General features: G+C 62.8%; 11 protein-coding genes and 1 pseudogene. 4 read left to right on the forward strand and 8 right to left on the reverse strand.

All coding sequences use genetic code 11. From position 1 onward, the window contains the following. The first annotated feature begins 875 nt into the window (after positions 1-875). The 4 genes from C0617_RS01030 (at position 876) to C0617_RS01045 (ending at position 5,232) form a co-directional block, all read left to right on the forward strand. Positions 876-2,306, forward strand: a complete 1,431-nt coding sequence (locus C0617_RS01030) for a PAS domain S-box protein (RefSeq protein WP_291315165.1) — start codon at positions 876-878, stop codon at positions 2,304-2,306. Further along, positions 2,299-2,976, forward strand: a complete 678-nt coding sequence (locus C0617_RS01035) for a hypothetical protein (protein WP_291315166.1) — start codon at positions 2,299-2,301, stop codon at positions 2,974-2,976. The genes C0617_RS01030 and C0617_RS01035 overlap by 8 nt, the downstream gene beginning before the upstream one ends. A gap of 84 nt (positions 2,977-3,060) precedes the next feature. Next, positions 3,061-4,434, forward strand: coding sequence for a tetratricopeptide repeat protein (locus C0617_RS01040; RefSeq protein ID WP_291315167.1), 1,374 nt, complete (start codon positions 3,061-3,063; stop codon positions 4,432-4,434). Between the two features lie 117 nt (positions 4,435-4,551). After that, the gene (locus tag C0617_RS01045) at positions 4,552-5,232 is read left to right on the forward strand and encodes a response regulator transcription factor (protein ID WP_291315168.1); all 681 of its coding nucleotides are present in this window, start codon (positions 4,552-4,554) and stop codon (positions 5,230-5,232) included. A gap of 634 nt (positions 5,233-5,866) precedes the next feature. On the opposite strand, the pseudogene C0617_RS16940 reads toward C0617_RS01045, so the two are convergent. From C0617_RS16940 to C0617_RS01080, 8 genes and pseudogenes are all read right to left on the reverse strand, one after another. Further along, positions 5,867-8,761: pseudogene (locus tag C0617_RS16940) on the reverse strand (PKD domain-containing protein); the annotation flags it as partial. Between the two features lie 100 nt (positions 8,762-8,861). Continuing rightward, positions 8,862-9,272 carry a hypothetical protein gene (locus tag C0617_RS01050; protein ID WP_291315169.1) on the reverse strand — a complete coding sequence of 137 codons (411 nt, stop codon included), beginning with the start codon at positions 9,270-9,272 and terminating at the stop codon, positions 8,862-8,864. A 642-nt stretch (positions 9,273-9,914) separates the two neighbouring features. Continuing rightward, positions 9,915-11,072 (reverse strand): multiheme c-type cytochrome, encoded by a 1,158-nt coding sequence (locus tag C0617_RS01055; RefSeq protein ID WP_291315170.1) that lies wholly within the window; start codon positions 11,070-11,072, stop codon positions 9,915-9,917. A 171-nt stretch (positions 11,073-11,243) separates the two neighbouring features. Then, positions 11,244-13,037, reverse strand: a complete 1,794-nt coding sequence (locus tag C0617_RS01060) for a cytochrome c3 family protein (protein WP_291315171.1) — start codon at positions 13,035-13,037, stop codon at positions 11,244-11,246. Then, positions 13,027-14,094, reverse strand: coding sequence for an SMP-30/gluconolactonase/LRE family protein (locus C0617_RS01065; RefSeq protein ID WP_291315172.1), 1,068 nt, complete (start codon positions 14,092-14,094; stop codon positions 13,027-13,029). Before C0617_RS01065 ends, C0617_RS01060 begins: the two co-directional genes overlap by 11 nt. Positions 14,095-14,130: 36 nt before the next feature. Beyond that, positions 14,131-16,176, reverse strand: coding sequence for a hypothetical protein (locus C0617_RS01070; protein ID WP_291315173.1), 2,046 nt, complete (start codon positions 16,174-16,176; stop codon positions 14,131-14,133). Between the two features lie 20 nt (positions 16,177-16,196). Then, positions 16,197-16,832 carry a cytochrome c3 family protein gene (locus C0617_RS01075; RefSeq protein WP_291315174.1) on the reverse strand — a complete coding sequence of 212 codons (636 nt, stop codon included), beginning with the start codon at positions 16,830-16,832 and terminating at the stop codon, positions 16,197-16,199. A 28-nt stretch (positions 16,833-16,860) separates the two neighbouring features. Then, complete coding sequence (locus C0617_RS01080; RefSeq protein ID WP_291315175.1) at positions 16,861-18,039, reverse strand: hypothetical protein; 1,179 nt, start codon at positions 18,037-18,039, stop codon at positions 16,861-16,863. Positions 18,040-18,206: the final 167 nt, after the last annotated feature.

The following is an 18,206-nucleotide window of genomic DNA, read 5'->3' on the forward strand; positions in this document are numbered from 1 at the left end:
AAATCGTTTGACCGATCACCTCCCTTTCCAGTCTCTCTGATTGGTCGGCCTTCCTGGAACCGCGCCGTGTTGGGGCACGTGCGGGAAGAAGGCCTGGGGTAGTTCCGCTTACATGTGTGTCTGCGGAAAAGAGCCACCGGCAATTACTGCAACCTCGGTGCCGAGAAGTTGCTGTTTGGGAGTATTTAATCAGCTATAGGGATATTCATATTTATCCCGAAGCGGTTGAAAAACCGTGGAAAATTTTTATGTGCCCGAAATGATTGTGTCTTATTCGATATAAATGCTATTAAAAAACACCCAGAATGAAAGTTTTTTGGTCTTGAATTTAAGTAGGCTAATTATAATTCAATAGCGATATCCTAGGGAACAGTCCCTATTTGTTGGATCTTTTTAAATAACAATTGCTATTTTCGGGGTCGGGCGCGGCTCTTTTCCGGGGTGATTTGACCCAGCTGTTGGCGATATCACCCACCTGCGCTCCGAATCGTCCCCCTGGGGCATTAAGTTGTTGATTTCTAATCTTTTTAAAAGGGGGTCAAGGGCCTGATATTTTTAGGCCGAGGAGAAAGGTCGTTTATGTGTTGAGTTATTTGACCCATTGACTAGGGAATGGTGGCGTCGCCGCCAGCGACGCGGGTCGCTCCGGATGAAACGGGGAGGGCTCTCTGTGCTCTTCTTGGCGGTCTTGGGGGTGAATTTTCTTGGTTTTTGGCTGGATTGATTGTTATAATGCGCACTTAGTTTATTTCGTGCTCTCTCGACAGGTTGCGACGACCCCGCCGACCCGGACATCCCGCTCCTCCCCCCCCGCGCAGAAGACGGCGAGCGGGCCCTCTTGCTGTGAACGGCGGCCTTAAAAGGAGTCCTATCCGATGACCAATCCGATGCCGAGCGCCTTGTTCGAAACCATGGTCAGCAACATCTCGACCGGCCTGTACGTGGTGCAGGATGAAAAGGCCATCTACCTCAACGATCATTTCGGCCGGTATTTCGGCTACGATTCGGTCGCGTCCCTGATCGGTCGCAACCTCTTCGAAGAGGTCTACCCGGACCGCTCCACCGCCGACTTCTTCCGCGGCATCCACAAGCAGATGCTCGAACGCTCCAGCGCCGAAGTGTCCTGGGCCCAGCTCTCCACTCGCTGCGACGGCACGCCATTCTGGCTCGAGGTGGAGGCGCGTCTGATCGAGGTGGAGGGCCGCCCGGCGATCATGGGCACCTTCAAGGACCAGACCGAGTGCCAGCTCATCGCCGAGGCGATGCACGTCTCCCAGGGGACCCTGCGCGAGGTTCTCGACGCGATGGAGGACCGTGTCTACGTCGTCGACGAGGACTACCGCATCGTCTACGCCAATCGCAAGATGCAGCAGGGCGTTCTCGCCGATATCGACAATGAGCCCTGCTACCGGGTCTGCCGGGGCCTCGAAGAGGTCTGCGACGACTGCACCAAGGACTTGGTCTTCTCCTCCGACCAGCCGATCTACAAGGAGATCTTCAACCTGGTCACCAAAAAATGGTTTTCGGTCATCGAGATGGCGATCAGGATGCCGGGCCACGGCCGCCCGACCAAGCTGGCGGTGGCCCGCGACATTACATCGCGCAAGGAAGACGAAGAGCGCATCCGGCGCCTCTCCCACCGGTTGATGAATGCCCAGGAAGACGAGCGCAAGCGCCTGTCCCGGGAGATTCACGACGACCTGGGGCAGCGGCTCAACGCGATGAAGATCAGCGTGGGGACGCTCGCCGAAGACCTGGAGGGGCAAACGCCGGAACTGCGCCAAAGGGTCCGCGCCCTGAACGCGGTTCTGCAGGACACGATCGAATCGGCCCGCCAGATCTCCGCCGGCCTGCGCCCGCCCGTTCTGGAGCGGCTCGGCCTGGTTCAGACGATTCGCGATCACTGCGAAAAACTGGCCGTCTCCTCCGGGCTGAAGATCCATTTCAAGGCCCCCGGGATGAGGGATTTCAAGCTCGACAACGCCTCGGAAATCAAGCTGTTCCGCGTGGTTCAGGAGGCCCTGCACAACGTCGTCAAGCATGCCGAAGCCTCCGCCGTCTCGATTCACCTGGTCGCCTCCTACCCGTCGATCCGCCTGAAGATAGAGGACGACGGCGTCGGCTTCGACTACCATGGGCGGCAGTTCGATTGCGACCCTTCCGAGCATCTCGGGCTGGTCGGCATGAAAGAGAGGGTCGATATCCTCGGCGGCCGCCTGGACATCCGTTCCGCCGCCGGCGAAGGGACGCGCATCGTGGTCGAAGTGCCCTGCCCAAACGATTATGCGCAAGTCGGCAATGAATAGCGGCGCAATTCCGGATGGCCCGGTCCGGCCCGCGGCCTGGCATTGGCGCTCGGCGCATCTGCTCCTGGTGGCGGCGGTCGGCCTGCTGGTCTATGCCGACACCTTCGACGTACCGTTTATTTTCGACGACCACAGCTCGATCGTCCACAATGCCGTTATTCAGAACCTGGACACCTTCTGGGCCGACGGGGCCGGCTACCGGTACAATCCGCGGCGCTTTGTCGGCTACCTCAGTTTCGCCCTCAATTACCACTTCGGCGGGCTGAACGTCTTCGGCTATCACCTCGTCAACCTGAGCGTTCATCTCGGCTCCGCCTGCCTGCTCTACGCCCTGTGCCTGCTCCTCTTTCGGACCCCCTACCTGCGAACGAGCGGCATGGCCGGCCGCAGCCGGCTCGTCGCCCTGGCCGCGGCGCTCCTCTTCGTCGCGCACCCGGTGCAGACCCAGGCGGTGACCTATCTCGTCCAGCGATTCGCCTCGATGGCCGCCTTCTTTTACCTGCTCTGCCTCGTGCTGTATCTCCGCGGACGGCTCTGCCAGGAAGCCGACGGCAAGCTGCTGAGCCCGAAGGCGGGGCTCTATGCTCTGGGCGCCCTGGCGGCGGCCCTGGCGGCGATGAAGACGAAGGAGATCGCCTTCACCCTGCCGCTCGTCGTCATGCTTCTGTAGTTCTCTCTCTTCGCGGCCAGCGCCCGCAAGAAATGGCTCTTTCTGCTGCCCGTCGCCCTGACCCTGGCGGTCGTCCCCCTCGGCATGATCGGCGCCGACCGGCCCCTCGGCGAGCTGCTCTCCGACGTCAACGAGATGACCCGGGAAACCTCCGACATCTCGCGCGGCTCTTACCTGATCACCCAGTTCAGCGTCGTCGCCACCTACCTGCGGCTGCTGGTTTTGCCGGTCAACCAGAACGTCGATTACGACTTCCCGATCCGGACCGACCTGTTCGCCCCGTCCTCCATCTTTTCCCTCCTGCTGCTCTGCGCGCTGCTCGGCGCCGCGCTCTACCTGGTCGGGTTCCGCAGAAAGGCCGCCGGCTCCTACCCCCTGGGCGACCCCGCCTCGCGCCTCGTCGGCGTCGGGATCCTGTGGTTTTTCGTCGCCTTGTCCGTCGAGTCGAGCGTGATTCCCATCTACGACGTGATCTTCGAACACCGGGTCTACCTGCCGTCGGCCGGGGCGTTTCTGGCCCTGGCGGTCGGGGCGGCCCTGGCGCTGCGGCGTTTTCCGGCGCGCTATTTCGCCCTCCTGGCCGCCGCGGCGACCGCCGCGTTCGGCGTCGCCACCTGGAACCGCAACCTGGTCTGGGCCGACGAGGTGGCCCTGTGGAGCGACTGCGTCGCCAAGTCGCCCATGAACGGCCGGGCTTACAGCAACCTGGGCAAGGCCCTGATGGCCCAGGGGCGATACGACGAAGCGATCGCCCGGCTCGAGACGGCGGGCCGCCTTTCGCTCAACAACGTCGTCTCCCTCAACAACCTCGGCTCGGTCTACAGCAGGAAAGGGATGGTCGAAAAGGCGATCGCGGTCTACCGCCGGGCGGTCGAGGCCGATCCCTCCTATCCCATGGCCCACAGCAACCTCGGGGCGGAGCTGAAGAAGGTCGGCCGCGCGGACGAGGCGATCGCCGAATTCCGCAAGGCGATCCGCCTGCTGCCGACGTATGTCGATGCCTACGTCAATCTCGGCGGCGCCCTGGATCTCAAGGGCCAGTCCGAGGCGGCGGCCAGGCAGTTCGAAAAAGCGCTTCAGCTCAATCCGCGCAGTCCCGAGGCCCATTCCAACCTCGGCGTCCTCGACGATCGGCAGGGCCGCCTCGACGAGGCTATCGCCCATTTCCAGGCCGCCCTGCGCGACCGGCCCGATTACCCCGAGGCGCGGGCCAACCTCGGGGTTTCCTATCACAAGCAGAAGCGCTACGACGAGGCGATCGAGGTCTACCTGCAGGCCCTGGCCCTCGACCCGGACAGCGCCCTGTTTCACAGCAACCTCGGTATCACCTATCTCGCCCAGGGCCGCTACGACGAGGCCGCCGACAGGTTTCGCGCGGCGATGAAGCTCGCTCCGGACGATCCGAATTACCGCAACTACCTGGCCGCCGCGCTGAAACGGCAGCGCGCTCGCCGGTAGGGAGTCTCTTCGCGTCCGGTCGAAGGGGCGAAGCGCCGGAGGCAGAAAATCCTATGATTTGTTGGCCGGTTTTGTGATAATCGGCCTCGACACCCTATCCCGTCAGGCGATGATTTCATGATGACTCGAAAACATACCGTATTGATCGTTGACGACCACCCCCTCTTTCGCGAAGGGCTGAAAAGCCTCATCGACCGCAGCTCCGGGTACGAGGTGATCGGCGAGGCCGGCAGCGGCGAAGAAGCGCTGCGGATGGCCCGGTCCCTTCGTCCGGACCTGGTGACGATGGACGTCTCCCTGCCCCAGATGAGCGGGATCGACTGCGTTCGGCACCTGGTCCAGCTCTTTCCCCAGAGCCGGGTCCTGGTGGTCAGCATGCACGCCAAGTTCGACTACATCGCCGAGGCGTTCCGCGCAGGGGCCAAGGGCTACCTGGTCAAGGATTCCGCCAGCGGCCGGCTGATCGAGGCCCTCGACGCCCTCTCCCGCGGCGACTCCTTTCTCGACGGCAACGTCTCTCACGAGGTGGTGGCCAAGATTCTCGCCGGGGCCGAGAGCGAGACGGCCATCCACGACGAGAAGTACGGCCTCCTGACGCCCCGCGAGCAGCAGGTGATGCGGCTCGTCGTCGAAGGGGTGACCTCCCGCGAGATCGCCGAAAAATTGTCCCTGAGCCCGAAGACGGTCGAAAACCATCGCGCCAACCTGATGAAGAAGCTCGACGTGCACAACCGGATGGAGCTGGTGCGCTACGCCGCCCGGCTCGGCCTGATCGACGTGGAGCAGTGGATCGAATGACCCGGTAAGGGGAGGGTTCGCATCAGCGCAAGCGAAAGAGGACGGCCCGGAGGCAACTCCGGGCCGTTTTGCGTTTGTGGGGCCGTAAGGGTGTCTCTGTGCCGTTTTTTTATCCGAAGAAGAGACAGGCCCGTGTTGGGCCGGGATCGTTCGCGGTGGGGCGATTTTGGGGCTCGGCCGTTTGGCCCGCAGGCCCGGGAGGATTGGGGTGGCATTCGGGAGGTGGCGGAACATCCCCTGTGACGCCGCCGGAGCGNGGAGCGGGGCGGCCTTCTTTGGGTTACCTTTCTTGGCCGGGCAAGAAAGGTAGCTCGCCAGGCGGGGCGAGACCCGCCGGTTTTTTGGTCACGGGCGCAGGGTGGGGCAGGCGGGGCCTGGCCATTTATCCTGAGCCTTTCGGTCGATAACGGACGGACCTCAGGCACGGCGACGAAAAAAAGGCCCGGGGAAAAATCCCCGGGCCTGATGTGTCATTGCAAGTGAACTGACTGCTGGTCGTGATTACGGCAGGGTAACTTCAACCGTAGCAGTCTGCTTCATGTCCACCTTCACGTTGTTGGCGCTGTCCCAGGTGTAGACGGACAGCTTGTAGGTGTAGGTGCCGTCTTCGTCGTTGTCGAAGCCGGAGAAGAGNGTCCTTCTTGCCGTCACCCCAGTAGATCACCAGCTGGTCAGCAGCCGCCTGGTCGGCGACGGAGAGACCGGAGGTGTCGAAGGTGATGGTGACCGACCGCGAAACGAAGGCGGTGAGGTCGGCAGGCGTGATGGCGATCGTCGACGCCGGGTTGACCACGGTGACCTTGGCGTAGGAGCGAGCCCGGGTGCCGTCGGGGGAGACCGCGGTCAGGGTGATCGTGAAGGTGCCGAGCTTGTCGAAGGTGTAGGTAGCGGTGTTGCCTTCGAGCTGGGTCGCCCCGTCACGGAAGTCGTTCTGGCCGTAGTTGCCCAGAGCGAGGTCGGACGTCTGCCAGTAGTAGCTGTAGCCGGCGCCCTGGTCCAGCGCGTTGAATGTCAGCTCGGTGCCGATGATGGCGGTGTAGTGGTCGAAGTCGTAGCTGAGCTGAGCGTTGTTGAGGCCGAAGGTGGTGTTCTCGTCGAAGGTCGCGGCCCCGATGCTGGAGATCGTCGCGGTCGGTACGATCGCGTTGATCTCGTCGTCGGCGTTCTGGCTCAGGCCGGAGTTCTCGAGAGTGATGGCATCGAGGTAGGCCAGCATTTCAGCCTGGCCGTCGATGCTCTCGTCCGCGTCGATGCCGGAGACGACCGGGACGATGGGGTTGGCCGTGTACATGATGCTGTCGAAGCCGAAGACCGTGGAGTCGGTCTGGGGCCAGATCTGCACCTTGTAGCCGGACTTGGCGGTGATCTTGAAGCCGTTGCCGGCGGTGTTCAGAGCCATGCTGTACTCGTCCTGGGTGTCGGTGTAGGCAGCGCCCAGGCCGGTCAGGACAGCGGCCGCGTCGGCGTAGTTGCCGGCGAGGGTCCGCGAGTTGAAGGAGAGGAGGTTGTCCTCGCAGACGCCGTTGACGACGAGGGTGTCGTCGGTCTCGGCGCAGGAGCCGAGGCGGTCGTCACAGCCGATGATGGCGCCGGTGTCGTCGGTCTCGACGCACTTGGCGCGGATCTTGATCAGCTTGCCCTTGTTGTTGGCGGTGCCCGCGCCGCCGTCGAAATCGCTGGAGGGCTTGTAGGCCACGCCTTCGATCTCGGAGTGGAAGGTGCCGGTGGTGGGAACCTTGAAGGTCTTCTCGTAGATCAGCTCCGAGCGGTCCGCATCGTACAGGCCGGTCAGGTCACTCGAGGTCTTCAGGCTGGCATTGCCGGTCAGCTCAAGCGCGATGGAGCGCTTGAAGGCCTTGTCCTTCACGTTCGGGTGGATGTCGGTCGGCTTGCTGAAGCCGTTGACCTTGGTGAAGGGGGTGCGCTGCTTCTGCATCCATGAAGGATCGTCCGCAAAGGGAGAGCCCTGCATGTCGTAGGCGCCGTTGTAGAAGCCGGCGTTGGGGCTGTGGCAGTCGTCGCAGCCGTCGCCGCTCTCGTCGGGGTCGGCGCCCCAGGCGTCGGCGGCGGGCGAGACGTTGTGGGTGATCTTGAAGGGCACGCCCAGAGCCGACAGCTTCATCTTGACGTTGGTGTAGGTCATGCCGTAACCGCTGTCGTTGCTGTCGTTGTCGATGGCGGCCTGCTGGGTGGCAGCGAGGTCGGCCATGCGGGCGCTGACTTCGGCGGCCGTGACGACGCCGTCGGCGAAGAGGGCCTTGCTGTGGTCGTAGTCGACCGACTTGGCGATGTGCGTCTGCAGCACGGCGTCCATGCCGAGAGGCTTGCCGTCGTTGTTGATGTCGTCGCCCTGGTCGTTCTTGTCGCGATAGATGAAGGAGACCAGGTAGTTGGCGGGGTAGAGCTTGCTGTCGGGACCCCAGTACAGCGCGACGGACTTGTCCATGCTGTGGGTGACGAACTCGTTGTCGTGGGTGGCCAGGCGGCCTTCCGAGTCGGGACCGGTGCCGTCAACGAAGGCGCCGCCGGTGATCGAGGCGTCTTTCTTGACGTGGCAGGCCTCGCAGGAGATGAGCTCGAGGTGGCTGGCGTCGGCGTTGCCGCTGACGTTGCCGGGGCTCTGGGCCATGATGGTGTTGAGGCCGGCCGCGGCGTGCGCAATGTCGGGGTTGGGGGCGCTGAAGTTCTGGGAGCCGTCGCCGCCGTCCATGTGGCAGTTTTCACAGGACTTGAACTCGACCTTGTCGAGCTGGTTGGCGAGGGCGTCGAACTTGGAGGCGCCGCCTTTGGCCGGGTCGCACATGCCGAGCTTCTTGGCGTCGGAGCCGCCCATGAACTGGCCGCTGGTGCCGACGTCGCCGTACTTCACGCCGTCTTTGCCCTTGCGCTCGTGGCAGCCCATGCAGCCGAGGCTGAAGTGGACTTCCTGGTCGGAGCGCCAGGCTTCGCCGCGCTTCTTCCAGTCAACGGCGTGAACCGCGAAGTGGCAGTTGACGCAGTTGTCAGAAGGGGGCGCGGCGGAGATCAGGTCGACCACGGCCGGAGCGAGTTTGTACTCGCCGCCGTCTTCGACCAGCATGTCGGCGTCGTAGACGACCTTGGTGCCGTAGTCGCTGTCGGTCCAGAGGCGGGTCGTCGCGGGCTTGTGGGTATCGTGGTCCTTCACCGTCAGGCCGTTGTCCTCGGGCGTGGCGATGCCGGCGCCGATGGCGCGGGAGAGGTCGAACTGGCCGAGGCGCAGGGTGGCCTTGCGGGCTGCGTACTCGTAGCCTTCGAGGTGGCAGGCGAAGCAGTCCATCTCGACAACGCCGGTGGCGTCGTAGTCGATTTTGACCGCGTCGCCGAGCACGCCGTCGCCGTCGAGGTCATAGGTGTCGATGAAGTAGTTGAAGGAGGTGACCTCGGCGCCGAACTCAACGTCGCGCAGGTCAGGGCGGGTCGACTGGTCGCCGTTGGTGGGGATGTAGTTCATCGCCCCGCCGCCGACGTGGCACTCGCCGCAGTCCATGGCGTTGCCGACGGACGACATGTCGACTTTCTTCAGGAANGGAGTTGATCTTTGCCGCTGCTGCATCGTAGGTTGTGCCGCCACCATCAAAGAGTCTCGACAACTGTCGAGCGGAAGGCGGTCACCAAGCACCCATGTGGCCCTGGCCCTGGACCCAGTTCTTGCCTTTTGCGGCGGGGCCGGATTCCCAGGTGGTGCCGTCGGGGTTGTAGGACGCCCAGCCCTCGTGGGCGTTGGCGGCGACCTGTGCGTGGTAGGAGTGACGCTCGATCTCGTCGAAGCTCACGGCCATGGCGCCTTCGCCGCTACCATCGTGGCAGTCGGTGGTGCCGCAGGTCATGCGCATGCTGAACGCGTTGGGGGCTGCCCCGGTCAGGTCGGTAATCGGGGTACCGGCCCTGTCGCGCAGGACGATGTCGTCATGCTCCGCCGGAGCGGACATGGCGGCCCCTGCTGACAGGATCAGCAGCAGGGCCGCGCTTGCGAGAAGCGCCGCCCCGGTGAGGGCTTTGTCTTTTGAAAGGCGAATCATTTTAATTCCTCTCCTTTTCGGGTCTTGTCCATCCGATTGATTCCGGGAAGCGATTTCCCGTTTTCGGCAGATCGTGTGGACTCCTTGGTAAGACGGTTGGGTTAGTCGGTTGCTTCCTTTAGCCTCTGAAATGTCCTTGCAAACTCCTTTCTTTGTTGCAGGGGTCCCAGAGGTCTCGCCCGTATTGGGGGTACGTGCGAGCCAAGGAGCCCAACCTCCTCATGTTGCGTCCTGTGAAAGAGAGCCATTCACAAGGTAAACATGATTGCATTAACCGTGCCTTGTTTCGGCTGTTTCTGGCCCCGAACGGCCGATGGAGCGAAACAGCCCGTGGATATTGAAGAATCCTTATTCCGAGGCGTCATGGACGGCGGGCCCCCGACGAGGCATGAGCAAATACATATAAATCAATGTGGGGGAACTTCCCCATGAAATGTAAAACCCTCTGGGGTATTTGCCCCAGAGGGTTCGTCGGGCCGGAAGGGCGTGGGACGACTCATGGGCCGGATGCCAACCCGGCTGTTTGGGCCGAGTTCCGCTCCTTTTCGGCCCATCGCTTCGGCTGTGCGATCCCCGGCGTGCCAAACTCTGAGCTCAACCGCCTGGGCTTTCGCTTCGACCCGGGGAGTCCGCCCCCCTCTCCTAGGGGCGCTCGCTGCGCCCGTGTTGTCCCATGTAGAGATTCATCCGGTAGCGCTTGGCTTCGGTCAGGAAAGCGCCGTATTCGCGCAGCAGCGCCGAGCGTTTATCCCCTTTGGCTTTATCGAGTCTTTTGCGGTAGTCGGCCAGCGCCGGCTCGACGACCTCGGCCTGGTAGGCGGCAAGGCGGGCGTCTGAGGCGGCGAAGATGCGCTCGACGGTCGTCTCTTCGTGGCATTGCCGGCAGACGCTGACCATGCGCCCTCGGCGCTCGTCGGGGGCATTCCTTTCGGCCGCGGCGGGCTCGGTCAGCTCCCGGGGCAGACGGGCCGCCAGGTTGTGTTCGGTGGCCAGGCCGGGGGCGGCGCCGTTCATGTGGCACAGGGCGCAGCTCGGAGCGGCGAACCGGGATGAATCGAGAAAGTGGGAGGGCAGGTCGAGGGGCTGGCCGGCGACCAGGTCGTCGAATATCAGCCCGTGGGGCGAGTGCAGGTAGATGGAGCCTTCCGGGTAGTTCTTGCCGTCGTGGCAGCCGAGGCAGGCCTGGGGGCGGCGGGCGCTGGCGGCGCTGAAGCGGTGGCCCTTGTGGCAGCTCGAGCAGGCGCCGGGCTTGCCGTCGGGGTTGATGCGCCCGGCGCCGCTGTTGGGCCATGTGCCGACGGCGGGACGCCGGTCGTCGGCCAGGCGGATCTCGCTGCCGTGGCATCCGGCGCATTCGGCGAAATCGCTCTCCTTATACGGTTCGATCAGGGGGTAGCGGGGGTCGTCCTCGGGCATATTGCGCAGCATGCGCAGGGACTGGGAATGGCCGTCGAGGAAAAAATCGCGCAGAATAGTTTTGTGGCATCGGGCGCAGTCGTTGGGGGTGACGACGGTGCCGATGGGGATGCGCCCGAAATGCTTGAAGGAGTCCTGCTCGCGGCGGTCGGCGCCGTGGCAGTCGAGACAGCCGACGCCGGCGGAGGCGTGGGGGCCCTGGACCCACTCGGCATAAAGGCCGGGGGATCTTTCGCGGTGGCATTCGATGCAGGCGTAGTTGTGGTTGGCGCTTTTCGCTTTATCTGCGGGGGTGAACTCGCGCTTCGCGGTCTCCTCGCCGTAAAGCGCAAGGGGAAGTGAAAACAGCAGGACAAGAACCGGGATCAATGCGTGGCGCAACATGGGCGAATCCTCCTCGATGAAATAAATTCAGGCCGTTGCCTGAGTTGTGAAATCCTTCTTGCCGGGGGGCCTTGACCCGGTCTTCCGTTAACGCGGAACCTGCGGGCCGCTCCCCCTGCTCGTTTTCCCCTGAAACCTTTGCTCCGGCCGGAACGCTTGCCAGCGATTCGGTTAATAGAGCTTCGGATTGGTGCCGTGGCAGCTGACGTCGCAGCTGCGGGCGCTCGCGTCGTGGACGGCGGTCTCTTTATCGACAAAGCGGGTGTCGAAGTTGATCAGGCTGACGGCCTCGTTGGTCACGAGGGGGTTGGGCGGGACGCCGTGGGGGTCGTGGCAGACGGAGCACGGGGTCTCCAGGGTCATGACATGCTCGGTGTGAAAGGTTCCCCCGCTCAAGAGGATGGCGGGGTCGTGACAGCGAAAGCAAAGGGTGTAATGGTCCACCTGGAAAGAGAGGGTCGGGCTGTCCTGCTCGTAGTTGGCGATCAGGTTGTGGGGATAGTTCGTGCCGTGGGGGCCGTTCGGCTCGGTGGCCACGAACCCCTTGGCGGTCGGCCCGGAGTCGCTGTTGTGGCAGTCGGTGCAGTAGACCCGGCCGCTGGCGAGGGAGCGGATTGCCTGGAGCAGGGTGACGTCCATCATGTCGGGGCGCAGGCTGGACGAAGAGGTGGCGGAGACGGCGGTGACCGGGTGAAAAGAGTCGTTGTCGGAATCGAAACGGAGCGACAGGTCCGGTTCGCTGATCTGCCGCGGGACGGCGACGGGGGTGAAGGAGTTTTCGCTGTGGCACTTGAAGCAGATCTCGTATTCGTAGCTGGCGGTGGTGACGGTGCCGGTGCCGAGCCGTTCGATGACCACCTGGTCGATCCGGCCGTTGGTCAGCGGCGGTGCCGCCAGAGGCTCCGATTCGTCCTGCATCTGGTGCGGATTGTGGCAGTCGGCGCATTCGACGTGGGCCCGGTTTTCCTCTTCGCTGGCCAAGGGGTCGAAATCCATCGGGTTTTCGTTCTGGTCATGCTTTCCGTCTACGAGGCCGAGTACGGCCAGGTGGACGCCGCCGTAGGTGATCATCGAGGCGATGTCGGCCTCGCTGCCGCTGCCGTCGTGGCAGTTGAGCAGGCAGCTTTCCTGGGAGGTGGAGCCCTGGAGCAGCCTCTCGGGCTGGTCGGCGTCGTGGGGCATGTGGCAGTTGCCGCAGGGGTCGCCGGGCAGGAGGTGGGCGGAGGAGGGCCAGCCCGTCACGTCGTGGCAGGCGATGCACAGGCCGGAGTTCTGGTTGTTGTCCAATACGAGGAATTTGCCGCTTTCGGTCGGTTCGTCCTCGGGCGGATACAGGTCCTGGTGCGGGTCGTGGCAGGTGGTGCATTCGACCTCTCCGAGGACCAGCTCTACCCCCGAAGGCGAGGAGATCAGCTCCGACCCGAAGGAGAGCGAGCTGGCGTAAGGAAAGGAGATCGGGTGGTCGTTGGACAGGTCGGTGCTCAGGTGGGACCCCTCGCGGCCGGCCAGGCTGGGCAGGTCGTCGATGTTCCTGACGGCGCCGCCTTCGAGGCTGAGCATGCCGAGGGCGATGGTGCCGTCGTGGCAGCTCAGGCAGCGCAAGGAGGCGTCGTTGGGCTGGTCGGGAAGGGTGGTCGCCCTGAGGGTCGAGGAGGCGTAAGGGGTGTAGGTCTCGTCAGGCAGGTCGCGGCTCCACAGGGGCTGGACGATGGCGGTGTGGTGCGGGGCGTGGCAGAAGATGCAGACCTGGGATTCGGTCGTGGCACGGGTGACTCCGGCCTCGCCGGGGCCCTCGATCGAGAGGTTGTGGCGGTTGTAGCCGTCGGTGACCCTGGTCGACGGGCTCAGGGGGTGGACCGGGGCGGCCGGGACGAGAAGGGCTATCGCCGCGAGCAGCAACAGCAGGCGGGCCGGGCGGTTCCGGTCGGATCGACGGTTGTTTTCCGAGAGCCGTTTATTTTTCAATCGGTGTCCGGTCATGGTCTATAAACCTGAAAATCTGTATGCGTTGATTGTAGGAGTCGGCGACGTAGATCGTGTCCCGCTCGTCGATGAATATCCCGGTCGGCATCAGGAATTGCCCGGGGCCGTTACCCTTTGTACCGAAATTGAGCAGCAACTGCCCGGAGTCGTTGAAGATTTGCACGGTGTCGAGTTCGGCGTCGCAGACGTAGACATTCCCGGCGCTGTCAAGGGCGACCCCCTTGGGGCGGCTGAAGTGGCCGAGGGCGTCGCCGGCTTGGCCGAAGGCCGACAGGAAACGGCCGTCGGCGGCGAATCTCTGGATCCGGAAATTGAGGGCGTCGGTGACGAGCAGGTCGCCGTTGCCGGCGACGGAGAGGGCCGTCGGGAAGTTGAACTGGCCGGCGGCGGAGCCCCGCATGCCGAAGCGCCTCCGCTCGGCGCCGTTGAGATCGAAGGCCACCACCTGGTGGGCCTGCGCGTCGGCCACGTAGAGCAGGGCCTGCTGCGGTGCGTAGGCGATGCCGGTCGGCCGCTTCAGCCCGGTCGCGGCAAAGCGGGTCAGGACCTCTTTTTTCCGGTCGTAGCGGAGGATGGCGCCGAGGGCCGAGTCGGTGATGTAGAGATGGCCCCGGCCGTCTCTGGCCAGGTCGATCGGCGAGCGGAAAAGGAGCTCCTCGCTGCCGGCGACCACCTCGTGGCGGCGGCGTTGCAGGTCGATTAGGTGGACGCGGGCGCCGCCGGTGTCGGCAATGAAGAGAGGCGCATCGGCCTGGGCGTCGATTCCGTAGGGGCGGACCAGGAAGGGCAGCTCTTCGCCGGTCATAAAAGAGCGCATCCTGCTCCAGAGGCCTTTGTTCAGCCCCAGGTCCTCGGCGCCGCGGAAGGCCCCGAGCCATTCGATTCGCGGCGACGCAGCGGGGGCGGGCCAGGCGATCTCACGGTCGGGCGCGGCAGGAGCCGCCGGTCGGGAGGCGGCGCACCCGGCCAGGCACAGGGCCGCAAGGAGGACGAGCAGTCCCGTTGCCGCGGCGAAATTTTTTATTAGACGTTCAGGCATGACGCGATAAGTTTCCAACCCTTGCGCCGGGCGGGCCTAGAAAAAACGGGTCAGGCGAAGCAGCACGTTGTCCTGGCGCGACGAGGTGTCATCGTAAAAGATCCAGCGAAGGCTGCTGGTCAGGTGCACCTTGACCCTGCCCAGGCCCATCTCCAGGTCGGCGCTTGCGATAATGTCGTCCCGGTCCCGGGTGCCGGTCCGGTTTCGGTAGTAACCCCTCAATTTCAGCTTTGCTTTGCGGCCCAGCTTGCGGTGGAGCTTGCCTTCCAGGATCAGGTCGTTGTTGGTGTTGTCGTCGTCGATTTGCCGGGTGTAGATATCCCTGGCCTGCAGATAGAGATTGTTCTGGCCGATCCGGCGCTTGTAGTTCCCGAACCCTTCCAGGGAAAAATAAGTGTCGGTCGGCGAGTCGAAATAGAGGGCTTTGGTGCCGCAGGAAAACCGCGAATAGTTGGCGTTGATCCCGGCGAGATAGGAGTATGCCGTGTCGAGGGGGATCAGGGTGTCGTCGCCGGAAATCAGCTTCTGGTTGTTGTAGATAAAGGCTGTGTACAGCTCGTAACGGTTGTTGAAAAGGCTGAGATTGGCCGAACTGGCGAAATAGTTGGTGGAATATTCCACCGAGTCGTTGTCGATATAGATGTAATCGACGGCGATGGCCATCCCCGGCTGCACGGTCGCGGAATCGGCGAAGAAGAGGTAGGTGTTTTCGCGGTCCTGGAAGATTTCGTAGTCGATCCCCTCGTCGAGGGGGATGCCGCTGACCCAGATGAAGACCTCGATCGTATCGACGAGAATGTTGGGATTGCCGAGCAGGTAAAGGTCGAACGGGTCTTCCACCCGAATCAGTTCGCCCCGTACCGGGGTGCGCTGCTCGGAGACGTTCCGGTCGGTGATGCCGTACTTTTCCGTGAGGCTGATGCTGATTCTGCCGTTTTTCGGCAGGACTTTGCGGTATCCGAGGTTGAAGAGGCCGAAAGCGTGCTTCTCGGTGCCGATGGAAAGATCGGAGTAATTCCAGTGGCCTTCGAGTCGCGTGGTCAGGTTGCGGAAGAGGGTGTGGTTGGCATAGGCCCTGGTTTGCCACTCGACGCGGTCCTGGATATCGTTGTCGCTCTTGGCGTAATCGAATTCGGCTCCGAGCTTGAGCGCTTTGCCGGGGACGACTTCGAGCCCTTCTCCCCAGAAAAGGGTTCGATTCTCGCGAAACCCGCTGTCCTTGGAAAAGCTGAAGTTCGACCGCAGGTTCGTTTTGGTCTTGTCTCCGGCATAGTACCGGTTGTTCACTGTCACCTTGGCCGATCTGGTGCTTTTGTCCCGATCGGACTTGTTGTGATAATCGATCTGGTTGCTCGAGAGGCGAACGCGCATCTTGGTGGTACTTTTTTCCTCGTGAACATGCCTCGATTCGAGGGTGAAGGAATCGTTGGTGAGGGTCCGGTCCCCGCCGGGAATGCCGTCCGTTTCGTTTCGGTTTTTGTCGTAACTGACGCTGCTGGGAAGGGTGTCGTTGCTCAGCAGAAGGCTGAGGCCGTAGGCGTCGTTATAGGTCTCGTAGCTGTAAAAGTTGAAAGGTTCGCTGGTCAGGCTGTCATAGGACCGGGCGTAAAAGGCGAGATTGTAGGGGCGCTCATCGAAAAGAACGCCGTCGATCTCGTATTCGAGGCCATAGCCGGAGGTGGAGTCGGTGTCGCCCGTATTGGCCCTTTTCTGAGTCACCTGGTCCCCGGAGAGCCCGAGCAATAGCGAGCCGTGGAGCAGGTCCTGGCCGAGGATGCTGTACTGCACCCTGGCCTGGTATTTTTCGCCAAAGCGATGGGCGTGGGCGTTGTTGTCCTGGCCGTAATCGCTTTTGAAGGTGCGCCCGTTGTAGTTGTAGGTCAGGGCGACCGACTGGCGAAGCTGCTCGAGGCGCAGCAGGGTGCGGCGGTAGGTGGCGCTCCACGCCTCGCCGGCAAAACCGACGAACAGCACGACGAGAAGCAATCCGGCCAGGACGCTTCGACGCGGGGTGGAGGTCTGGTTTTTGGAATACTGCCTGAGCGCCACGGTTTCCGGTTCTCTGTCGGTGGTCGTCGCCATGACTGCGCTAACGAGTTGAGTTACTTGAGAAAATAGTGCGTATCGCCGGCGTGCGGGTCGTGGCATTCCGTGCAGCTGACATGCCTCTCGGCAAGGGTTTGATGCATGCTCGATGCCAGGCGCTGCTCCTGGTGACAGTTGGCGCAGAGGGATCCGTTGGGGAAAATGAGCAGCGACGCGTTTTTCGAATCGTGGGGGAGGTGGCAGGCCAGGCAGTCTCCGACCGCGACCGGGCCGTGCACGTTGCTGCCGGCGATCAGCGATTTGTCGTGGCAGACGAAGCACAGGTCCCGCTTCGGAGCGACAAACCCTTCGTTCTCGGGCTTGTCCTGTGCATGGCAGTCAGAACAGCGCTTTTCCATGAACGGCCGGTGGTGCGAGAGCTTTTTCGGCGCCGAGGCCGCCAGGTCGGCGGCGGCCTGAACCGAGGCCTCGGTGGGGGCGGCCGCAAGCTGTTCCGTGTACTCGATGCACATCTCGTCCACGGGCGGCAGGGACGGCACCCCGTCGAACAAGGTGGTCAGAACCTTGTGCCGGGTGACCTGGTTGCACCCGGACAGGGCAAGGGTCAACCACACCAGGAGGACGGCGATCAGACACAGGCGTCTGTCGTTATGCCACCCGGCGGTGCTCTTTTTTTTGTCTCGGCTCGTCACGCCTAAAGGCCTGCTCGTCGGAAAATGATTACTTCTTGTTCTTCTCGGCTTTTTTCTTGCGGAGACTCTCGGTCTCTTCCACGTATTTTTCGTAGTCGACCCCTTCCATCCGCCCGAGGCCGTAGATGGCGACCTTTTCGTTGCCGACCTGGTTGGTCACCAGGATCACTTCCTCGAGCGTGAAGCCCGGGGAGGCGAATTGCTGATAGAAATCGAGGGCCTCGCGGTGGACGAAAATGTCCGCCGGGATGTTCATCGTTCCGGTGGGCAGTTTCGAGGCCGGTTCGCCGAAGAACATCAGCAGGCGGCCGTTGGTGTCGAAAATCTGGGCGTTCTGGTGCTCGACATCGATGGCGAAGAGGCGGCCGGCGCTGTCGACGGAGATGCCCCGCGGGCGCCCGAACTGGCCGAGCCCGGTTCCGCGTTTGCCGAAGGAGCCGAGAAAATGGCCGTCCCGGTCCAGTTTGATCACCTTGCTCGAGGTGACGTTGGCGACGTAGAGAACGCCGTTGTCGTCGAGGGCCATGTTGGTCGGCAGGGACAGGTTCTCGGCGGGGTTTTCGCTGTTCCGGCCGATGGTGTCGAGGTGTTTGAAGGTTTTGCGGTCCAGGACCTTGATGTCGCTGTGACTGAGGTCGAGGATGTACAGGAAGTCTTTGTCGACGGCCACGTCAACCGGCTTGATGTCCAGCATGCGGCCGACACTCGCGACGTAATCCCCTGCGGCGTCGTAGATCAGGACCTCGAGCCGCTTGGTGTCGGCGACATACAGGTTGCCTTCGTCGTCAACGGCGAGGTTGACCTGCTTCTGGAGCCGTCCGGGGCCTTCGTTGCCGGGGAGATGTCGAAAGGTCTTCTGCTCGAGATCGATCACCGAGAGGTGCCCGGTGATCGTGTCGGCGACGTAAATGCGGCTCTGGTAGGCGGCAATGCCGTAGGGCTTGGTCAGGGTGCGAATCACCTCGGGGCCCTGCTGGTCCGATCCGAGGGAGAGGAGAGAGAGTGCGCTTTTCTTCTCCTCGATATCGCTAGACTTGGCGAACCCGGTCAGGAACTCGATGCGCGGCGGGTCCGGCGCCGGCGGGAAAAAGATGGCCTTGCGCTGCTGGGTCGATTTTGCCGGTGCGCAGCCGGAGATCAAGGCCGCCAGGGTCAGTACGGTCAGAAGGAGACAGGACTTCGAGAACGTGTGAAAAATCCGGTGCATGGTTGAACTCCCTGAAAAAAGTTTCTCGATAAGACGTTTGACCAGTCAGACAAATATAGACAAAAACGAATCTCTATGCCATGTGGGAGTCCGCGGAGACGTCCGATTCAATGGGTATTGCTGGACTGTGCATCTGCACGCAACCAATCGTGCGCGCGGTGAGCGTG

Source organism: Desulfuromonas sp., from assembly GCF_002868845.1.
Lineage (GTDB): Bacteria > Desulfobacterota > Desulfuromonadia > Desulfuromonadales > BM501 > BM501.

Bases quoted from the DNA above. Each gene is read 5' to 3' on its own strand.
- C0617_RS01030 (WP_291315165.1), top strand. From the start codon at position 876: ATGACCAATCCGATGCCGAGCGCCTTGTTCGAAACCATGGTCAGCAAC.
- C0617_RS01035 (WP_291315166.1), top strand. From the start codon at position 2,299: ATGAATAGCGGCGCAATTCCGGATGGCCCGGTCCGGCCCGCGGCCTGG.
- C0617_RS01040 (WP_291315167.1), top strand. From the start codon at position 3,061: ATGATCGGCGCCGACCGGCCCCTCGGCGAGCTGCTCTCCGACGTCAAC.
- C0617_RS01045 (WP_291315168.1), top strand. From the start codon at position 4,552: ATGATGACTCGAAAACATACCGTATTGATCGTTGACGACCACCCCCTC.
- C0617_RS01050 (WP_291315169.1), bottom strand. From the start codon at position 9,272: ATGATTCGCCTTTCAAAAGACAAAGCCCTCACCGGGGCGGCGCTTCTC.
- C0617_RS01055 (WP_291315170.1), bottom strand. From the start codon at position 11,072: ATGTTGCGCCACGCATTGATCCCGGTTCTTGTCCTGCTGTTTTCACTT.
- C0617_RS01065 (WP_291315172.1), bottom strand. From the start codon at position 14,094: ATGCCTGAACGTCTAATAAAAAATTTCGCCGCGGCAACGGGACTGCTC.
- C0617_RS01070 (WP_291315173.1), bottom strand. From the start codon at position 16,176: ATGGCGACGACCACCGACAGAGAACCGGAAACCGTGGCGCTCAGGCAG.
- C0617_RS01080 (WP_291315175.1), bottom strand. From the start codon at position 18,039: ATGCACCGGATTTTTCACACGTTCTCGAAGTCCTGTCTCCTTCTGACC.